17 protein-coding genes are annotated in these 20788 nt (G+C 35.8%); 6 read left to right on the top strand and 11 right to left on the bottom strand.

The window, feature by feature from the left end; all coding sequences use genetic code 11:
- Positions 1 to 54: 54 nt before the first annotated feature.
- The 3 genes from accD to tamL form a co-directional block, all read right to left on the bottom strand.
- Positions 55 to 912, bottom strand: coding sequence for an acetyl-CoA carboxylase, carboxyltransferase subunit beta (gene accD, locus D778_RS05095; RefSeq protein WP_007648343.1), 858 nt, complete (start codon positions 910 to 912; stop codon positions 55 to 57).
- Positions 913 to 1035: 123 nt separating this feature from the next.
- Positions 1036 to 2103, bottom strand: coding sequence for a class II fructose-bisphosphate aldolase (fbaA, locus tag D778_RS05100; protein WP_007648345.1), 1068 nt, complete (start codon positions 2101 to 2103; stop codon positions 1036 to 1038).
- Positions 2104 to 2154: 51 nt separating this feature from the next.
- A complete protein-coding gene (gene tamL, locus D778_RS05105) occupies positions 2155 to 4677 on the bottom strand; it encodes a translocation and assembly module lipoprotein TamL (RefSeq protein WP_007648347.1) in 2523 nt (840 codons plus the stop codon).
- Between the two features lie 119 nt (positions 4678 to 4796).
- On the opposite strand from tamL, the gene D778_RS05110 reads away from it, so the two are divergent.
- On the top strand, positions 4797 to 5522 hold the full coding sequence (locus D778_RS05110; RefSeq protein WP_007648349.1) for a TrmH family RNA methyltransferase: 726 nt from the start codon (positions 4797 to 4799) through the stop codon (positions 5520 to 5522).
- Positions 5523 to 5570: 48 nt separating this feature from the next.
- Here D778_RS05110 and porT read toward each other — a convergent pair whose 3' ends face one another.
- Positions 5571 to 6284, bottom strand: coding sequence for a type IX secretion/gliding motility protein PorT/SprT (porT, locus tag D778_RS05115; protein WP_007648351.1), 714 nt, complete (start codon positions 6282 to 6284; stop codon positions 5571 to 5573).
- Position 6285: 1 nt separating this feature from the next.
- Complete coding sequence (ubiE, locus tag D778_RS05120; RefSeq protein ID WP_007648353.1) at positions 6286 to 7014, bottom strand: bifunctional demethylmenaquinone methyltransferase/2-methoxy-6-polyprenyl-1,4-benzoquinol methylase UbiE; 729 nt, start codon at positions 7012 to 7014, stop codon at positions 6286 to 6288.
- 234 nt (positions 7015 to 7248) lie between these two features.
- Between ubiE and trkA the strand changes: the two genes are divergently transcribed.
- From trkA to D778_RS05135, 3 genes are all read left to right on the top strand, one after another.
- Positions 7249 to 8598: a Trk system potassium transporter TrkA gene (gene trkA, locus D778_RS05125; RefSeq protein ID WP_007648355.1), complete on the top strand. Its 1350-nt coding sequence runs from the start codon at positions 7249 to 7251 to the stop codon at positions 8596 to 8598.
- A 9-nt stretch (positions 8599 to 8607) separates the two neighbouring features.
- Entirely contained in the window at positions 8608 to 10101 is a 1494-nt protein-coding gene (locus D778_RS05130; RefSeq protein ID WP_040491542.1) for a TrkH family potassium uptake protein, read from the top strand.
- Positions 10102 to 10291: 190 nt separating this feature from the next.
- Positions 10292 to 10555, top strand: a complete 264-nt coding sequence (locus D778_RS05135; RefSeq protein ID WP_007648359.1) for a hypothetical protein — start codon at positions 10292 to 10294, stop codon at positions 10553 to 10555.
- 53 nt (positions 10556 to 10608) lie between these two features.
- On the opposite strand, the gene D778_RS05140 is transcribed toward D778_RS05135, so the two are convergent.
- Together D778_RS05140 and D778_RS05145 are read right to left on the bottom strand one after the other, a co-directional pair.
- Positions 10609 to 11796 carry a pyridoxal phosphate-dependent aminotransferase gene (locus D778_RS05140; protein ID WP_007648362.1) on the bottom strand — a complete coding sequence of 396 codons (1188 nt, stop codon included), beginning with the start codon at positions 11794 to 11796 and terminating at the stop codon, positions 10609 to 10611.
- Between the two features lie 33 nt (positions 11797 to 11829).
- The gene (locus tag D778_RS05145; RefSeq protein ID WP_007648364.1) at positions 11830 to 12924 is read right to left on the bottom strand and encodes a fatty acid desaturase family protein; all 1095 of its coding nucleotides are present in this window, start codon (positions 12922 to 12924) and stop codon (positions 11830 to 11832) included.
- 237 nt (positions 12925 to 13161) lie between these two features.
- Between D778_RS05145 and rsmG the strand changes: the two genes are divergently transcribed.
- Positions 13162 to 13791 (top strand): 16S rRNA (guanine(527)-N(7))-methyltransferase RsmG, encoded by a 630-nt coding sequence (rsmG, locus tag D778_RS05150; protein ID WP_007648366.1) that lies wholly within the window; start codon positions 13162 to 13164, stop codon positions 13789 to 13791.
- A 68-nt stretch (positions 13792 to 13859) separates the two neighbouring features.
- On the opposite strand, the gene D778_RS05155 is transcribed toward rsmG, so the two are convergent.
- Both D778_RS05155 and pruA read right to left on the bottom strand, forming a co-directional pair.
- A complete protein-coding gene (locus D778_RS05155; RefSeq protein WP_007648368.1) occupies positions 13860 to 16235 on the bottom strand; it encodes a T9SS type A sorting domain-containing protein in 2376 nt (791 codons plus the stop codon).
- Positions 16236 to 16364: 129 nt separating this feature from the next.
- Positions 16365 to 17990, bottom strand: a complete 1626-nt coding sequence (gene pruA / locus D778_RS05160) for an L-glutamate gamma-semialdehyde dehydrogenase (protein WP_007648370.1) — start codon at positions 17988 to 17990, stop codon at positions 16365 to 16367.
- Positions 17991 to 18135: 145 nt separating this feature from the next.
- Here pruA and D778_RS05165 point away from each other — a divergent pair, with 145 nt between their 5' ends.
- A complete protein-coding gene (locus D778_RS05165) occupies positions 18136 to 18855 on the top strand; it encodes an NRDE family protein (RefSeq protein ID WP_007648372.1) in 720 nt (239 codons plus the stop codon).
- Positions 18856 to 18901: 46 nt separating this feature from the next.
- Here the strand turns inward: D778_RS05165 and apaG are convergent, their stop codons facing one another.
- Positions 18902 to 19288 carry a Co2+/Mg2+ efflux protein ApaG gene (apaG, locus tag D778_RS05170; RefSeq protein WP_007648374.1) on the bottom strand — a complete coding sequence of 129 codons (387 nt, stop codon included), beginning with the start codon at positions 19286 to 19288 and terminating at the stop codon, positions 18902 to 18904.
- A 94-nt stretch (positions 19289 to 19382) separates the two neighbouring features.
- Positions 19383 to 20633 (bottom strand): type IX secretion system plug protein, encoded by a 1251-nt coding sequence (locus tag D778_RS05175; RefSeq protein ID WP_007648376.1) that lies wholly within the window; start codon positions 20631 to 20633, stop codon positions 19383 to 19385.
- Between the last annotated feature and the right edge of the window lie 155 nt (positions 20634 to 20788).

The raw sequence follows: 20788 nt of genomic DNA on the forward strand, positions 1-20788 counted from the left end.
AGCAAAAAAATGCGACCATTATGGGTCGCATTTTTTATTTCATATCAAGCTTGTTTATTCCCTTATAGGTTGATTGGTAATCAAGTCAATATATAGATTCACTTTGTTTTTTAAGTGTTTTCTATGGGTAATAAAATCCAAGAAACCGTGTTCCAGTAAAAATTCAGAGGTTTGAAACCCTTCCGGTAGTTCTTGTCCAGTGGTATCTTTTACAACACGTGGTCCTGCAAAACCAATCAAGGCTCCAGGTTCGCTAATATTGATATCGCCCAACATGGCAAAGGAAGCTGTGGTTCCACCAGTTGTTGGATCTGTACACAAAGAGATGTAAGGGATTCCAGCATCTGCCAGTTGTGCTAATTTAACTGAAGTTTTGGCCAGTTGCATTAAGGATAAAGCTGCTTCCATCATTCTGGCACCTCCAGATTTGGAGATAATCATGAAAGGGATTTTCTTTTTTAGGGAATAGTCTGCTGCACGAGCAATCTTTTCGCCAACCACAGAACCCATGGAACCACCAATGAACGAAAAATCCATACAAGCAACAACTAAATCTTTTCCTTTGGATTTTCCAACGGCTGTCCTTACGGCATCTTTTAATTTGGTTTTCTCCATCGCCGCTTTTAAACGGTCTGGATATTTTTTTGTGTCCTCGAATTTTAAAGGGTCTTTGGATTCCAATTTAGGATCTAGTTCCTTAAATTTATTATCATCGAATAAAATTTCAAAATATTCCTTACTCCCAATTCTTACGTGGTAACCATCTTCTGGGCTCACATAAAAATTTTGTTCCAATTCTTTGGTATCTACTATTTTTCCAGTAGGGGATTTATACCACAAACCTTTAGGCGTGTCCTTTTTTTGTTCGGTTGTGGTTTGAATTCCTTTTTCTTTTCTTTTAAACCAAGACATATCGATTAACGATTTTAGATTTTTAAGTACCGATTTTAATAGTTTGGATAAAACCGATTCGTGTTAAGCTAGACCACAAAATTATAGTTTTGTTTTTAATAATGTGGAAACACTTATATTTTTTTATAAAGTATTTACATTGTTTAAATCTTCGAAAGCCTTTTTTAAACGTTCTACAAAGGTGTTTTCTCCTTTACGTAACCAAACTCTTGGGTCGTAATATTTTTTATTTGGAACATCGTCTCCTTCAGGATTTCCAATTTGTGATTGCAGATACGCTTCTTTTTCTTTCATATAATCCCTAACCCCAGACATGAAAGCGTATTGCATGTCTGTGTCTATATTCATTTTAATCACACCATAGCTTATGGCTTCACGAATTTCCTCAACTGAAGATCCAGACCCACCATGAAAAACAAAATCAATATGGTTATGGCCTACACCAAACTTTTTTGAAACGTATTCTTGAGAGTTTTTAAGGATTTTAGGTGTTAATTTTACATTCCCAGGCTTATACACACCATGTACATTGCCAAAGGCAGCAGCAATGGTAAATTGCTTGCTTATTTTGCTTAATTCTTCATAGGCATAAGCTACTTCTTCTGGTTGTGTGTAAAGTTTGGAATCGTCCACGTCTGTGTTGTCCACACCATCTTCCTCGCCACCAGTAATTCCTAGTTCTATCTCCAAGGTCATCCCCATCTTGCTCATTCTGGACAGGTAAGATTTGCAGATTTCTATGTTTTCTTCAATAGGTTCTTCACTTAAATCAATCATGTGGGAACTGTATAACGGTTTTCCGGTTTCTTTAAAATGTTGTTCGCTGGCATCCAGCAATCCATCAATCCAAGGCAACAGTTTTTTAGCACAATGGTCTGTATGTAAAATAACAGGAACTCCGTAAGCTTCTGCCATTAAATGGATGTGCTTGGCTCCTGCAATGCAACCTGCAATGGCAGCTTTTTGGTTTTCATTGCTCAATCCTTTACCTGCATTAAAAACACCACCACCATTAGAAAATTGGATAATAACAGGCGCATTTAAATCCCTTGCAGTTTCCAAAACACCATTGATGCTGTTGGAGCCTACTACGTTTACAGCTGGTAAAGCAAAGCCTTTTTCTTTTGCCAGTTTAAATATATCTTGAACTTCTTGTCCTGTTGCAACTCCAGGTTTAATGTTGTGAGCCATAATTATATAGTTATAAAGTTTGAAACTACAAAAATAAGAAAATTAAATAGCTTAGAACGGGTAATTGATACCTATGTTATAAACAGCGTTTGAAAAATTGTAATCGTTAAACCATCTATTGTTTTCAGGATAAGACGGATCGTAGGTTTTAAAGCCTATATCGAAACGGAACACAGCAAAGCCAAAATCGTATCTTAAGCCAAAACCTGAACCAATGGCAATATCTTTCAAGGATGCAAAATTGGTGAAGGTGGCCTTGGGGTCTGTAACATCATCAAAAACGTTCCAAATATTTCCTGTATCGATAAAGAGGGCTCCATTGAATTTTTCGAAGATGTTAAATCGATGTTCAATATTAAAAGCGAGTTTAAGGTTGGCTTCATTAAATTCGTCGTTACTGTCTAAACTTCCTGGTCCAAGACTGTAAGCGGTCCAAGCACGATTGTCGTTTGTACCGCCAGCAAAGAAACTCTTGGAAAAGGGAATGTTTGTGGAATTGCCATAAGGAATGGCTATTCCGGCAAAACTGCGTAGGGCCAAAACGTTTTTCTTGCCCAAGTCCCAATGTTTAATGTAATCGAATTCTGTTTTAACATATTGTGAGTATGCTACATTGAACATTTCGTATTGACCAGCATTGTTTTTTGGTAAATTTCCAATTTTGGAAATGGCAGAAAACAAGTTTCCAGCCAATTCTATCTTAAACCTAAAGATGGAAAACGTTTCGTCATACAAGTTTTCCCTGTTGTCTCTGGTGAAATTAAAATTGGTGGCAAAGATCAGGTTGTCTTCAGTAAGCCTTATTTTTCTTTCGTTTATGGAATACACATCATCGTATTCTTCGTCTCCAGGTTGTAGAGAGGTGTTGCCAGAAAGCACATCGTTAATAAACGCATCGGTTTGGTTGGGATATGCTAAGTCCTCTCCATTGTTGTAACCAATGTCTTTTGAGATGTCGTTTAAGGCATCGTATGAATTGCCATAGATGCCAAAATAGTTGTCTAGATTTAAGTTTTTAACAAACTGAATGTTGAATAAATCCAATCTGTTGGTTACTAAATTAGAGGCAAACCATTTGTAGTTAAAAATTCCGGAAACCGTTTGTTTATCTAGACCAACGTTGGTTTGACTGGAGGTAGAGATTGAAATCCTGGTACTTGGAAACATGGTTTTGGGAATGATTTTTTCGGTATTGAATGGAAAAAATAATCTTGGAATGGTAAGCTTTAAGTCGACACCAAGTTCGTTGATATCAAAAAACGGATCGCTTTCGTCTCCACCATCCTTGGAAGCTCCAATAGAACCAAATGCTGATAGTTCCAGTGTTTCGGCACCTCTAAACACATTACGCATAAGCAAACTTGGGTTAAAAGCCAAGCCAATAGATTGAATGTTGCTTTGAGACACTTCTGCACTAAAGTTTAAACCAAACTTTTTATAGGGAGTCAGTAAGATGTTGGCAGTGAGTGTGGTGTCTGGATTTTCAACATAGTCTATGCTTGGATGCTTAAACGTCTGTAAATTGTTAATATGTCTATAGGTATTGGATCTGTCTTTGTCCCTAAACACATCTCCAGGAGTTATAAAAATGGCATCAGTAATGGCTTTGGGCTTGAAGCGCATTTTGCCAAAACTATACAGGTTGAAATTTTTAAAGTTGGTGGAATCCACAATTTCCAAGTCTTTGTTCTCATAAGAAAAATCCGTGAAAACATTGACTTCTTTAATTTTGTAAATTTTAAAAGGTTCTTTGTAGGTGGAATCTTCGGTTCTAACAGACCTGTTTAAAATTTGCAATTCTACCTGAACTTTATTGTTGGTATTGATGGTGTCCATATCAAAATACACATAATCCTGACTAAAATGGTACACACCAGAATTCCTTAAGTCTTTTGTAATCCTGTCTTTTTCGTTGGCAAATGTAGCTGTTCTATATTGCTCGTTTTTTTTAATAAACGATTGCTTTTCGCTTACTTTATAGATGGAGTCTACTACTGGAGAGGCTATTTTTGTGGTAAGGGAATCTATAATATAGGGTTTGCCGGTTTTTACAAAATAGCTTACTGTGGCTTTTTTGTTTACCAAGGTATCGGTTTTTGAGGTGGCATCTACATTAAACCAGCCATTGTTAAAATAGTAAGCTTCCAGTTGTTTTTCAGATTTTTCAATCTTTTCCTTATTGACAATTACTGGAGCCTCACCTGTGGTTTTAAGCCAATTGTTAAAACCAATTCTGGCCTCGATATATTTGTCCAATTGTTTTTTGGAAAGAAAACGTTCAAGCCTTTTTCTTTTTTTTGGTTTGGAGTCTATATTGGCATTAACTATAGAATCGATATTGGGTCTGGCTGCATTGTAAATATAGAGCCTTAAAGGTATGTTGATGATTTTTTTGTTGCGTTGCTGAAACAACAAGTTGTTAATACGTTCTGTATTGTTCTTTTTACCGTTAACATAAATGGAGTTTTCTACAAGTAAGTGCTTGTCTTCAGGAACTCTTTTTACAGAATTACAAGAATACAAAAAACCAGTAATTACAATAAATAATACTATTTTTGAGAATTGTAGTTTCAAATACAAATAAATTAACTAGTAATAAAAGAGTTGGTGTTTTTTTAGAGTAATTTTCAGTTGCTCCAATCAAACTCAAAAATACATTATTTCAATTGAAAAATATATTTAAATAAGTTTGAATGTTATCTAAAAGTCAAATAAAAACAATAACGAGTTTAAAACAAAAAAAATACCGACTACAACAGGGATTATTTGTTGCCGAAGGTGTTAAGACCATTAACGAATTGCTCGCGTCCCAATTTAGTTTACAACAGTTATACACAACCAATTCCTTCAAAATTGATGCCAATCTGGAAACGGTTGTTTCTGAAAAGGAATTGAAAAAAATAAGCTTTTTAAAGACTCCAAATACTGCTTTGGCCATTTTTAAAATTCCAGAACCCAAAGCCATCAATACCAATCAACTATTGGTAGCATTGGACAATGTACGTGATCCGGGAAACTTAGGGACCATTATTAGGCTATGCGATTGGTTTGGCATAACGGACTTGGTTTGCAATATAGAAACGGTAGATTGTTATAATCCCAAGGTGGTTCAAGCCACAATGGGCTCAATAACCAGGGTAAATGTGAGTTATTTAAATTTGACTGATTTTTTAAAAACTACCCATATGCCAATTTTTGGAGCTTTTATGGAAGGGGATAACATCTATAAGAGCCAGTTGCCAAACAAGGGTATTCTTGTGCTTGGTAACGAAGCGAATGGTATTTCCAGAGAGATAGAGCAGGTAATTACCACCAAAATAAGTATTCCCAGGTTTGGCCAATTACAATCCACCGAAAGTTTAAACGTAGCTACTGCAGCAGCCATTTTGTTGAGTGAGTTTCGCAGAAGTGAAAGGTAATGGGCTGTTTGTTATCCGGTTGTGGCAAACCAACTTAACAGCTTGATCTTATTGAAACGTAAAGTTAATAAACACACCACGTGTTTTCATGGATTCTATGTTTCCAGTCCAAGGGGAATTAGGGTCTGCATCTCTAACCAGTTCATCGTTAATGGCAAAAACGCCACGAATGGATGGCGTAAACTTAAAGTAATAAAGATAAAAATCGATACCAAAACCTACTTCGTAAAAGTACATGTTTTTCTTGGTCCTAAATTTCCCAGCACTATTGTCGTCTGGGTTATCTTCGTTACTGGACAGGTTTAAAGCCGTAGAGATACCACCTACAATAAAGGGTTTAAAATTGTTTAAACGTTTGGTGGAAACCTTTAGCAACAAAGGTACGTGTATGTATGTGGATTTCACTTCCCTTTCTAAATCGGAAGGAGAAAAGTCTATTCCGTTAAAATAAGATTCAGGATACTCCAAGGTTCTGGTGGTTATGTATAAGCCAGGTTCCAACCTTAAATCCAGATAATCGTTTATTCGCATGTTTCCTACAAGTCCTACGTTAAAACCTGTAGATTTTGCGACTTGAATGTCTGGTTTGTCCTGTTTGTAGTCAAAATTGAAATCGTAACTGTTAAAACCAATAAAATAACCATAGCTTAAAAAAGCCTTATCAACATTTTCATCGTTTAATATTTTTTCTTTTGAAAACAGTTGTGCCGAAGCCAACTGGAACATGAATAAAAAAGCGAACAGAAAAATGATGTTTTTCATATTATTTTTTTGATGATGTATAAATTGTAGCCACTCCAAAAGTTTGTGGTCTGTTTACAACATTTATAAACCCAATTTCGCGCAAAATATTGTTTAAAGTTTCGCCATAAGGAAAAATGGAAGCAGAATCGCTTAAATATTTATAGGCGCTTCGGTCTTTGGAGAACAATTTACCAATAAGCGGCATGATATTTTTAGTATAGAGATTGTAGCCCTGTTTAAAAGGTGTTTTTGTGGGAACAGAGGTTTCCAAGATAACAAAGATGCCACCAGGTTTGAGTACGCGAAGTATTTCTACCAGACCTTTTTCCAGGGTTTCAAAATTTCTTATTCCAAATCCTACTGTAATGGCGTCAAATGTGTTGTCTTCAAAAGGTAAATTTTCAGAGTCACCAACCACCATTTCAATTCTATCCTGCAAAGACTTGTTCAATATTTTTTCTTTCCCAACATTCAGCATGCCTTCGCTAATATCCAATCCAATGATTTTTTCGGCATTGGTTTCAGCTAGATTAATGGCCAGATCACCTGTTCCTGTAGCAATGTCCAGAATGATATTTGGATTTGTGTCTGCAACCAATTGAACAGCTTTTTTTCGCCATTTAATATCTATACCAAAAGAAATAACACGATTCAATCCATCGTATTCCTTGGAAATGGTATCAAACATTTTGGTTACTTGTTCTTTTTTACCTAGCTCACTATTTTTATATGGCTTAACTTTTGTCAATGTGAAATTTTTGCACAAACCTACATATTTATTTTCAATTTAATTGAGTCCGTGAAACTCAAAATGCGTATTTGTGGGTTTTTATTTAGTATCATCTAAAATTAAGGAACATGAGAGAAAACAGAAAGTTTTTTTAGGATTATGGTAACTTAAAATCAAATAATTATATCTGGATATTTCCTTTAATAAATCTAATTTACAGTATATTTGCACTACTTTATTACTATTTAACACATGAAAATAATTATTGCTGGAGCTGGTGAAGTAGGATTTCATTTAGCAAAATTATTGTCTTACGAATCTCAAGAAATTACCTTAATAGATACCAATAAAGAGAGTCTAACTTATGCGGACAATCATTTGGATATCAAAGTTATAAGAGGAGATGCCACTTCCATAGCCATTTTAAAAGATGCCAAAATAGAATCAAGTGATTTGTTGATTGCGGTTACCTCTTCTGAAACAACAAACATAACAGTTTGTGTGTTGGCCAAACAACTTGGTGCCAATAGAACGATAGCCAGAATATCCAATACCGAATTTGTACACTATAAAGACGAAATAGGGTTTACCAAGCTTGGTATAGACGAACTTATATCACCAGAATCCTTGGCAGCCTCTGAAATAGAATTGCTATTAAGTCAATCGGCATTCAATGATAGTTACGAATTTGATGGAGGTGCCTTAACCATGGTAGGATTAAACCTATCAAGAACAGCACTTTTTGTTGGAAAAACAGTGCAGGAAGCCGCTAAAATTTATCCCGAAATACATTTCGTTCCAATAGCGATACAACGTTTTGGAACACAATATACCATTATTCCAAGAGGTGATACCCAATTCAAGGAAGGCGATAATGTGGTTTTTATTACTTCTGAAGGTGGTGGACAGGAGCTTTGTACCTTAACCGGAAAAATCAATACCGAGATAAGGAACGTAATGATTCTTGGTGGAAGTAAAATTGGTTATAAAACAGCAAGGGACTTGAGCAAACAATATCCAAACATCAAGCTTATAGAGAAAGATAAAGATCGAGCCTTTGATTTGGCAGATGAATTGATTGATGTTCTTGTAATTAATGGTGATGGGAGAAATGTGGACCTTCTGGATGAGGAAAACTTGAAAGACATGGATGCGTTTATTGCCGTAACCGGAAACTCCGAAACCAATATCATGTCCTGTCTTGTGGCAAAATCCAAAGGTGTTAGGAAAACCATTGCCTTGGTTGAAAATATGGATTATTTTGAACTGTCACATTCCATTGGAATTGACACTTTAATCAATAAAAAGCTATTGGCAGCCAACAATATTTTTAGATATATTAGAAAAGGTGAGGTTATAGCCATGACAAAACTCAATAATATGAATGCCGAATTATTGGAGTTTAAGGTAAAACCAACCTCCAAAATTTGCAACAAATTAATAAAGGATATCGATTTTCCTAGATCTGCCATAATTGGTGGGATTATAAGAAACGGAAAAGGGCATATTGCACTTGGTGATTTTAGGGTAGGTGTAGAAGATAAAGTAGTGGTTTGCTGCTTGCCAAGGTCCATAAAACAAGTAGAAAAATTATTCCTATAATTACTGTCTGTGAAACTTAACTACAAAATAATTTTTCATTTTTTAGGACTTCTGTTATTGTTTAATGGAGGGTTTATGCTATTATCGTCTTTAATCAGCTTGATCTATAAAGATGGTGTTACATTCAACCTGTTTCTTTCAGGAGGAATCACTATTTTGGTTGGTCTTTTGGTTATGTTCAACACCAAAGACCACAACAAGGAAATGAACAAACGAGAAGGTTATATAGTTGTTGCCTTTGGCTGGATTGTAATGACCTTGTCTGGAACCATTCCTTATCTGTTAACAGGAAGCATTACCAGTTTTACGAACGCTTTTTTTGAGACCATGTCTGGGTATACCACTACAGGTGCAACCATTTTAAACGATATAGAGATAGTACCCAAAGGGGTTTTATTTTGGAGAAGTTTAACCCATTGGATTGGTGGTATGGGAATTATTGTGCTGGCAGTTGCTATATTGCCTTTGTTGGGTATTGGCGGCATGCAAATGTTTGCAGCTGAGGCTCCTGGGCCAAGTGCAGATAAATTGCATCCAAGAATTACAGATACAGCTAAACGTTTGTGGTTGATTTATTTTGGTTATACAGCTGCTGAAACCATTTTGTTGAAAGTTGCAGGTATGTCTTTTTTTGATGCCATCAACCATTCCTTGTGTACACTGTCAACAGGTGGTTTTTCAACAAAAAATGCCAGTATTGCTTATTGGAATGGACAACCTATAATACAATACATTATAATTGTTTTTATGTTCCTGGCAGGAACCAATTTTGTATTGAGTTACTTTGCTTTTAAAGGTAAAATCCAGAGGGTTTTAAGGGACGAAGAACTTAAGCTATATTTCAAATTCATTGCCATTTTTACCATAATAGCAGCTTTGATCATTTATTTTAAAGCAGATTTAACAACTTCAACAATTGAACATCCCATGGTTTGGGGAAAAGCTGAAAGTTCTTTTAGGCATGCTTTGTTTCAAGTTATTTCTGTGGTTACTACAACCGGTTTTATCACTGCAGATTATACCTTATGGACTCCTTTGTTGTTGGTTTTCTTTTTTGGGCTCATGTTTCTTGGAGGTTCGGCAGGAAGTACTTCAGGAGGTGTCAAGGTGGTAAGACATTTAATCCTTATTAAAAATGGGTTTTTGGAATTTAAAAGAGCTTTGCATCCCAATGCTGTATTGCCTGTTAGGTATAACAATAAAGCGGTAACTGGAGATATTGTATTTAATATTCTGGCCTTTTTTATTCTATATATGTTGTCTTTTATAGTAGGAGCCTTAGTGTTTTCTATGTTTAACATCGATTTTATGTCGTCCATTGGGCTTTCGGCCTCTAGTTTGGGGAACGTGGGTCCAGCTTTGGGTAATTTTGGTCCAGTAAACAATTATGCAGCTTTGCCATCTCTTGGCAAGTGGTGGGCTTCGTTTTTAATGCTTATAGGACGTTTGGAATTGTTTACGGTTCTTATTTTATTAACCCCTTTCTTTTGGCGTAATCGATAGACAGTTTTTCTAATGTAACATTTTGTAAGTTTTTTCTACTAATAAGTAAAGCGCTTTTTTCAGATTGTTAACTGATGTTCTTTGAGTGCGATCTCAATAAAACTATCTTTTATATGTTGCCAAAATCGAAATCATACAAATGATTTGATGGGTTTTTACAGTTACTACGTTTCATTACAAAACACATATTATGGGTGGAGAAGGATCAATGATGCAAATGATTCATACTTTGAGAAACAATAAAAGTATGTTGAATAAAAGAAAAGACAGACGTGTTGTCAATACAAGCATTTCTGGAAAAAAACTTGAATTTCACAATACGTCAACAGAAAAAGATTTGTTGGAAATAAGATTAAAACTTCAAAAGGAAAGAAAACAAAAGCAAGTAAAAACAATCCTAGTATTTTGTGTTTTTATGTTCGTATTGATAAGCGTGTTTATTTATTTTCATTGATAAAAAAATCCACTGGAAATAGTGGATTTATATTCTTATTATGAATTGTTTTCTTAACTAACGGCTTCCTTGATGCGTTTAATGGCTTCAATAATTTGAGCCTGACTCGCAGCATAGCTTATTCTAATGCAATCTGGGTTTCCAAAAGCGTCACCAGTAACGGTTGCCACAAGAGCTTCTTCTAAAAGGTATAAAGAAAAATCCGTGGCATTGTGAATGGTTTTTCCTCTTAAGGTTTTCCCAAAGTAATAAGAAATATTTGGGAACACATAAAAGGCACCTTCAGGTGTGTTTGTTTTAAAGCCTTCAATTTCTGATAATAAATCGAGAACCAAATCCCTACGGATTTTAAACTCGTCTATCATGTATTTAACCTTGGAAGGAGGCTCGTTTAAAGCGGTAATGGTGGCACGTTGCGCAATGCAGTTCGCGCCACTTGTAATTTGTCCTTGCATCTTGTTACAAGCACGTGCAATCACTTCTGGGGCTCCTATATAACCAATTCTCCAACCTGTCATGGCAAACGCTTTGGAAACACCATTGACAGTTATGGTCCTATCAAACATATCTTCAAATTGAGCCATGCTGGCATGACCATCGGTTGTGAAATTGATGTGTTCATAAATCTCATCGGAAACCACGTAAATGTCAGGGTGTTTTTGAAGCACATCGGCTAGTGCTCTCAATTCTTCGGTACTATATAAAGAACCACTGGGATTGCAAGGAGAGCTGTACCAAATCATTTTGGTTTTAGGTGTGATGGCAGCTTCCAGCTGTTCTGGAGTCATTTTAAAATCGGTATCGATAGTCGTTTTTACTTCTACAGGAACACCTTCAAAAAGCTCCACAATATCAGCATAGCTAACCCAATATGGACAAGGCAATATCACCTCGTCTCCTTTATTTATCATAACGGAAGCTACATTGGCCAAGGCTTGCTTGGCACCAGTAGAAACAACAATTTGAGGTAAGGTGTAACTTAAATTGTTATCGCGTTTAAATTTGGTGATAATGGCTTCCTTTAATTCCACATAACCATCTACTGGAGAATATGAGTTATAATTCTCGTTGATGGCTTGAATAGCAGCTTCTTTTATGTAATCTGGAGTGTTGAAATCTGGTTCGCCAAGACTCAGTCCAATAATATCTTTTCCTTGTGCTTTAAGTTCCCTGGTCTTTGCTGCCATTGCTAATGTGGCAGAGGTAGACATGTTTAAAACTCTTTCTGAAAGTAAGCTCATGCTGTTTGGTTGTTATGTGGTGCAAAAAAGGGATTATGCCATGCTAGGCTTTCTTCCCAACATTTTCAATTGGTTGTAGTGTTCTGCTATGGCTTGCCATATGGATTGATATTCGTTATATGGCAAGCTAAATTCGTGGGCTGTTTCCCTAACGATTTTTGCTATGTTTTTATAATGAATATGACTGATGTGCGCAAATAAGTGATGTTCCACCTGTCTGTTTAAGCCTCCAGTATAAAATTCAACAATCCAACTTTTAGGTGAGAAATTTGAGGTGGTAAACAATTGATGGATGGCCCAAGTGTTTTTCATGTTACCGTTTTCGTCTGGTAAAGGCATTTCAGTATTAGGCATCACGTGTGCCAATTGAAAAATGACACTTAAAATGATTCCTGCTGTATAATGCATGATTAAAAACCCTATCAACACTTGCCACCAAGCGTAACCCAAGGCTAACGGTAAAACAACCCAAATGGAATAATATATAATTTTTCCTATAATTAACTTGGTCCATTGTGTGGCTGGATTAGGAAAATCGCCATAAGACAACTTTCTTTTCAAATACACATATGTTTGTTTAAAATCTGTGGTAATTGCCCAATTTACAGTTAAAAGACCATATAGTAAAAAAGCATAATACTTTTGGTATTGATGTATTTTCAACCATTTGGAATGCTTGGAAAAACGAATGATTCTACCAGCATCAATATCTTCATCATGACCTTGAATATTTGTATAAGTATGGTGCAACACATTGTGTTGTACTTTCCAGTTGTAATCGTTGCCAGCTAAGATATGTATACTGCTTCCCATGAGTTTGTTAACCCATTTTTTACTGGAAAAAGAGCCATGGTTGGCATCGTGCATCACGTTCATACCTACACCAGCCATACCAACACCTATGACCATCATAGACAATATTTGCAGCCAAGTAGGTAAGTCTACTGTTAATAAAAGGATCAAAGGACCTAAGAGTAAGGTAAACATGAAAACTGCTTTTAAATACAGTTTCCAGTTGCCTGTTTTTTTTATGTTATTTTCTTTAAAATAATCATTGACACGTTTGTTCAGTGTCCTGAAAAATTTTGCAGAGTCTGTTCTTGAGAACGATAATGTTTGTTTTGTCATGCTATTGTTTTTACTCAATAATGGAGATTTAAAATTTCTTTGGGGTTTGCCTCGTAATATAAATGCTTTTTTTGAAATGCCTCATGGGTTTGTCCTGAGGTACTTAACAATAATAGTACGTTTTATATACGAGTATCATATATGGTGCCAAATATAAATAATAATGATGTGTATCTTAATAAAGTTTTCATAAAAAAGCACAATAATTTATCTATTTTTGTCCAAAATTACAAATTCATGGAACTAATCCTTAAGTACTTTCCTAAGCTTACAGACGATCAAATAGATAAATTTACTAGGTTGGAAGGCTTGTATCAAGATTGGAATCTAAAGATAAATGTGGTATCGCGAAAGGATATAGACGAATTGTATTTAAGGCATGTGCTCCATTCCCTGGCCATAGCAAAAGTGATAGATTTTAAGCCTGGAACAAACATACTGGATGTTGGTACTGGAGGAGGTTTTCCTGGTATTCCTTTAGCCATTTTGTTTCCAGAATGTTCCTTTCATTTGGTTGATAGCATTGCAAAAAAACTGAAGGTTGTGGATGAGGTTGTTGAAGGTTTGGGCTTGGAAAACGTAAAAACTACCAATAAGCGCGTGGAAGACATTCATGGTACTTACGATTTTATTGTAAGTAGGGCAGTAGCTGCCATGCCAACTTTTGTGCATTGGGTAAAAGGAAAAATTGCTAAAAAACAAAACCATGAATTAAAAAATGGGATTATTTATCTTAAAGGAGGCGATTTAACCGAAGAACTCCAGAACTATAAAACCGTTCGCATATATAACATTACAGATTTTTTTCAAGAAGACTTTTTTGAAACCAAAAAAGTGGTGCATTTGCCCATGAAATATAAAGGTTGATTTGCAGAATATATATAACCAATAAAGCTTTCAATATTAAAAGGCTTTATTGGTTATTCACAACTCTTTTATTTTATAATGAGTTTTGTTCTCCATGTTAAACCTGTATGAGTGTCCACATTTAAAATATACATTCCAGAAGCAGCATTTACAGGAATGGCTGTTTTGTTGCTTAGGTTTGAATTTTGATGGTAAACCATTTTTCCTGTTAAATCCATTATGGAAATAGTTGCGTTTGGATATACTTTCGTACTCAACAAGGTTAAAGTGCTTGTAATTGGATTTTGCTTTAGTTTGATGCTGTTTTCCAAATACGTTTCCGTTACTAAGGTTTCAAGTAAAATTTCGTCTAGGGCAAATGCAACATTCCCTTCGGTTAGGGTTACGTGAGGTTCGTTGTCTGTTGGCATAAACCATGCGTCAAAAGGAGTGACACTGGTAGTTGCTCTAGCAGTTGTTATTCCATTTGGCGTGTGGAACCAATCAATTTCATTATTGGTAATTTCAAAAGCCATGGCGCTTACACTTGGAATAAAATTAAAATAATCGGTACTTAACGAAGCTAAAAATTCGCCTACCAAACCATCTGTAGATAAATCTTCAGTTAATTTCAGTATATCGAACAAACCACCAGAAGCAGCATCTACACCATTTGAATAAGTGAAAGCCCTGGAATCTGCATTGTTGATTCTATCGTTGGCCAGAGGGAACCACCACGCAAAATCCAAATGGACTTTACTGGTTTGAATTTGTGTGCCAGCGTTTGGGGTGAAAAAAGTTTCAACTTTCAAATCGGCTCCTGTCATCACATTAATATTTGCATTAAGAATTCTGGTGCCTGGATTTAGGTTATTCGCGTTGGCTGTGTTGTCTGGATAGCGATTATTGACTCCACTTCCATTAATTATGGCTATGTTTCTTGTTAACTCGGGAAATCCAGAAGCCGTTAAGCCATTCATCCTGGCGTCTAAAACAGCTTTAAAAGGATGTGCTCTTGGCAAGGCAAGTGAACTGTTAAAGGTTACTCCGTCGCTATTGGTTATATGTGGTTCAAATTGGTCTGTGAGCATTTGTCTGGCAGCCGAAGATTTCAACATGCCATCAATAATAGGTTGCAGTTCTTCCACGTTTTGGTCTCCAAGTACCCAAAAATCATCCAGTCCAAACGCTAAAAAATTAAATTGATGTTGAAATCCTATTGGCACGTTAGCACCATGGTGAGGCGCATCAAAAGAAATCCATAGTCTTGTTTCATGGTTCATATTTTGGTTTTCCATATAGTTAAGGGCATATCTGGAAATCAATCCACCCATACTAGGGCCAATAATAACATTTTCGGCTGTGCCAACTTTTTGGGCATTTATGGTGTTTATCAATTCCACCAAGAGCATGGCATTACGTTCAATAAAATCGACTCCTCCATCAATAACAGCTGCATCTGCCGTTCTTGTGTATATGGGGAAGTTTAAAATAACCACGTCAAATCCTTCAGTTCTCACTAGGTCGCCAAGATTTGAGGTAGTGCCATTGTCGTCAAAACCCAATAGATCGTAAAGTCCTGTAATGTCCCTTCCGTCTCCAGGATCAAAACCATCAACCAGAAAAATAGGCTTGTCCAAAACATTATCTGCACTTAAATACACTTCATATTCTCCAGTTCCAGGATACGAAACAGTTTCACCATAAGGGGATAGGTCTGGCGTGATACTGGCATTAAAGGTGGTTATGACACGATTGAAAAGAGAGTATAAATCAGCATTGGAATAAGTGATTTCAATGTTTGAATGGCGTATGATTGTTTCATCGGAATCAAGGGTTAATTTAAACGTGATTTCTTTTTTTCCAGCTTCCAAATAATCAACAACGATGTTTTGGTCCAGTACGATGTTTCTAAACCCTGCTCCATCATTAAAATCCACTTGTATGCTTTCAATAACCCGATCTGTTGTGTTAAAAATGTTTGAAGCCGATAACACAAAGCTGGTTTGCAAACCTTTGCTACTGCTTCTTAGAGGAGCTGTTAAAGTGATGTGTTTCTGCTCGAAAACAGGATTGTTATTGGTTCTTGTTAAAAAACCATCGGAATCTTTTCTTATGGTATTGTTTTGGAATGCTTCGTTTGTAATCGATTCATAATCACTATGAATGATGGCAAGGGGAATCACCTTGGTAAAATAACTTTGTTTGCTTTGTTCTTTTAAATGTTCCAAAGGAAGAAAACGATTTTGTAGGTCGCCATGTGCTATGGCTTTGTAAGCTTGATAAAAATTGTAATTGTTTATGGTTTTTTCATTGTAGGTTTCAAGTTCGAAAATTGGTGAACTTGTAATTAAAACCGAAGTTTCCATGTCTGAAACATCAAATTTTTGAAGTGCTTGCTTTTTGTCTTGTGCGAACACACTAGCAGATAAAAGTAAAAGTAAAGGGAAGTAGATTTTTTTCATCTTCAATATAGTTGGTTAGTAGATAAATATAATAAGTTCTATTTTTAACCGGATAATTGTAAGATAAAAGGCATAAAAAAACCCTTAAGAAGTAAACTTAAGGGTTTTTTGTATAAGGTTGTCTGTTGTTTATCCCAAGAAAGGGTATCTGTAATCTACAGGAGTCACAAATGTTTCTTTAATCAATCTAGGAGACACCCAACGCATTAAGTTTTGTGCAGATCCAGCTTTGTCGTTAGTTCCGGAAGCTCTTGCGCCACCAAAAGGTTGTTGCCCAACAACAGCTCCAGTTGGCTTGTCGTTAATATAGAAGTTTCCAGCACTGTTTTGTAAGGCATTGGTTGCTTCAACTATGGCATATCTGTCTGTTGCCAGAACAGCTCCAGTTAGGGCGTATTCGCTTGTTTCGTCAACCAGTTTTAAAGTTTCGGAATATTTGTTTTCATCGTATACGTAAATGGTAATTACTGGCCCAAATAGTTCAGTGCACATGGTTTCGTACTTAGGATTTGTGGTAACAATAACAGTTGGCTCAATAAAGTAACCTTTGGACTTGTCATATCCACCACCAACAATAATTTCAGCATCAGAAGCAGCTTTTGCTTCATCTATATATTTCGCCAATTTGTCAAAAGAACCTTCATTGATAACAGCTGTTATAAAGTTGGTCATGTCTTCCGGAGATCCCATTTTAAAAGACTTCACATCTTCTACCACGTATTTTTTAACATCTTCCCAAATATTGTTAGGGATGTAAGCTCTAGATGCAGCACTACATTTTTGTCCTTGGAACTCAAAAGCTCCTCTGGAAATGGCAGTTGCCACTTGTTTTGCATTGGCCGATTTATGAGCTATTATAAAGTCTTTTCCACCTGTTTCACCAACAATTCTTGGGTAAGTTTTATAGTTTTCAATGTTGTTCCCGATTTGTTTCCATAAACTTTGGAAAACTGGAGTGGAACCAGTATAGTGTAATCCTGAGAAATGTGGATTTGCCATAACTGTATCTGTTATCATTCCTGGGTTTCCAAAAACAACGTTAATCACGCCATCAGGAACTCCAGCTTCTTTAAATACATCCATGATAATTTTGGCTGAATAGATTTGGTTGTTACTTGGTTTCCAAACCACCACATTACCCATTAAAGCCATACAAGAAGGTAGGTTTCCGGCAATAGCCGTAAAGTTAAAAGGAGTTACGGCATAGGTAAACCCTTCCAAAGGTCTGTATTCAACACGGTTCCAAGCGTCGCTTGTGCTTTCTGGTTGTTCCATGTAAATATCTGTCATGAACTGGACATTAAAACGAAGGAAATCTATCAACTCACACGCAGCATCAATTTCAGCTTGATGAATGGTTTTAGATTGTGCAATCATAGTTGCTGCATTAATTTTAGCTCTGTAAGGACCTGCAATTAATTCGGCAGCTTTTAAAAAGATACCAGCACGTTGTTCCCAAGGCATTTGGGACCAAGATTTTCTAGCTTCAAGAGCTGTGGCAATAGCTTCCTCTACATGAGATTTTTCAGCTAAATGAAAGGTTCCAACTATATGCTTGTGGTCATGAGGAGGAGACATGGTTCTGGTATTGCCAGTTTTTACGTCTTTTCCGTTAATGTACATTGGTACATCCACTTGACTGTTATACATTTCTTTATAGGCTTTTAAAACAGCCTCTCTTTCTGGAGATCCTGGAGCATAACTTTTAACAGGTTCGTTAACAGCTATTGGTACATTAAAAAATCCTTTTCCCATGATTGTTTTGGTTTTGTAATTTGTAAAAATTTCAGCTGCAAAGGTACAATATTTTTACCGATTATCTTTTCTTTGTTATGCTAAAGACAAGTTAAAGTATTGGTTTTTTTGTAAGTTGTGCTTTGGTAACCAGACTCTAGATTTTATGTGTACAGTAACAGTAGTTCCTTTAGGGCATTCCAATTTTGTGTTGACATCCAATAGAGACGAAGCCCCAAGCAGAGAGACTTTGTCTCCAGATTTTTATATGGAAGGGGATTCCAAGCTTTTGTATCCAAAAGATAAACTTGCTGGGGGAACCTGGATTGGGGTTAGCAGCAAAAAGCGTCTTGTTTGTTTGTTAAATGGTGGTTTTACCAAACATGAACGACAGGACAGTTATAGATTGAGTAGAGGTGTGGTTGTTAAAGATTTATTGACCTCAGATTCTGTTTTAAAGACCATTGAAACATATAATTTAATGGATATTGAACCTTTTACAGTTGTTATGATTGAATGGCAAAAGGAGCTGCAATTGTTTGAGCTGGTTTGGGATGGAACAGCCAAGCATGTTAAAAAACTCCCTATGGAACCTCATATTTGGTCATCGTCTGCACTGTATACAAAAGCGATGAAACAATCCAGATACAATTGGTTTCAGGAGTTTCAGAAGCAAAACAGCCCAAATCCTGAGAGTATTTTGGAATTTCATCAAACAGCTGGTGCCCAACAAAAGGATTATGGTGTTGTTATGGATCGTGGCTTTGTTAAAACAACCAGTATTACACAAGTGGTAAAGAGCAACGGCATGGTAAACATGCTGTTTTTAAATCTTTTGAATGACCAACTGTCTCAAGCAACTTTTAATGTTGATACGTCTAAATAATCAGGAGTTTAGAATAAATAAAAACTTAAGAAAGTTATAGCGAAGGCTAATTTAAAGCATAAGGAGCGCTTAATTTAAACCTTGGAATTGTGACTTCAAATTTTTTGGATGTGTTAAGATTGATCATGCTATAAAATCCATACATGGCTCCAAAAGGTGAAGACAGCAAGCATCCTGATGTATAGGTATGCGATTCTCCAGGTTTTATAACAGGTTTTTTTCCAATAACACCTTCTCCAGAAACTGTTTCTAAATTGTTCAAGGCATCCAATATGGTCCAATGTCTTGCATACAACTGTACAGAGTCTTTGCTCTGGTTTTCGATAGTGATTTTGTAACCAAAGGCAAATTGGATCTTATAATTTTTATAAAAAGTGCCTTCAAAATTGGTCTCTGCCGAAATTTTAATCCCTTGTGTAACCTGTTGAACCATTTTTATTGGGTTTCTATTAATTGGAAAGTGCTAAAATAAAAAATTAAACGCTTAGTATCACAAAATATTAGACCATGTGCATGTTTAACAGGGTTTAATTGGTAATATCTATAGAACTCGACTCGCCAACACCTATAAGTCTGTCGTATCTGGCTCCTAGATCCCTATAGTAAACCAGTACTTTATAGTTGTTTTCCGTTTCATCGTGATTGCCACTAATGGCTCCTTCCTGTAGTTGGTTGTTTTCATCTACCAACACGTATTTATAACTGTAGAACCCTTGTTTTAATAATATTGGAACTTCGTAAACACCTCTAGCCTCATTAAAATACATTTTATTGGTTTGTGTCAATTCATAATTATTAAAATTCCCATAGACATAAATGGATTTGTTTAATAGTTCTGGTGTGGGTAATAACGAAAAGTGTATCCAAACATAATCTGCTTCAATCCAAGGTTTTTCGGTATATAACGCATTTATTACAAAATTTCCATTAATATCTGGGTTGTAAGTGTAAGGTTTGTTTGCCCTTACCACATCAGTAAACAGGTAATTATTGTACAGGTCGTCCAATTGAATATGCTCTATGGCAACGTTTGCACCTTTTACATCTTTATTTTCAAAAGACAAATATTCGTTGCCTCCCCAAAAAGTGGTTTCAGAAGTGTATTTGTAAATAAGCTCATTGCCCAAGGTGTACTGTGGTTTTACATTGGAAATGGCGGTGTTTAAATTGTTGTTTTGGATAATTAATGCCTTAACCGTTTCAGTTGGGTTGTTGAACATGATACTTGAAGAACTGATGTTTATATCCACAGTTTGTTTTTCATCCAGATATTTAACGTCTCTTGCTTTCCTTATAAACACACCTACATTTGCACTATTTTCGTAGAGCATAAACTTTCTTGAAAAAACTATTTCATCATATTCGTTATAAATATGAATCATATAATTCCCTGATTTTTTGAGTCCACGAGTCCTATCATTTGGAATAATTAAATTGTAATGAGAATAAATTTGATAGGTGTTAAAAGAGTTTTCGTAGTTTCTTATACGTTGGTTGTCATAGCCATTCATGTATTCGGCTTTGGTAAGGTTTGAAGGGGTCCAATCATAATCGTAGTGTTCAATTTTATAATAGAAATCTTCTTCGTTGCCATTTAAGGCATCAAAACCTAAAGCAATCCTGTCTCCCAATTTAATTATGGGAAGTTGGCTTTCTGGTGCTTCCCCTGTAAAAATGATGGTTTTAATGTAATCAGGAGGAGCTACTTCTACAGCTTGTCCAAAAAACAAACAAGGTATGAAAGCAATAAGCAGGAAATATTTGTGGATTCTTGTCATAATGTTTTATTTCTTCTGTAAATATAAACAATTTTTATGCCTAAGCATTTTTAACTATTTAGAATTGATATAAATAACAAACTTCGTGTAACTGTAGTATTTTTTCATATAGAAATTCGTAAATTTGCACGGATTTTTGAGTAGATCAAATATCT

It is taken from the genome of Xanthomarina gelatinilytica, from assembly GCF_000348685.1.
In the GTDB taxonomy this organism is placed as follows: Bacteria; Bacteroidota; Bacteroidia; order Flavobacteriales; family Flavobacteriaceae; genus Xanthomarina; species Xanthomarina gelatinilytica.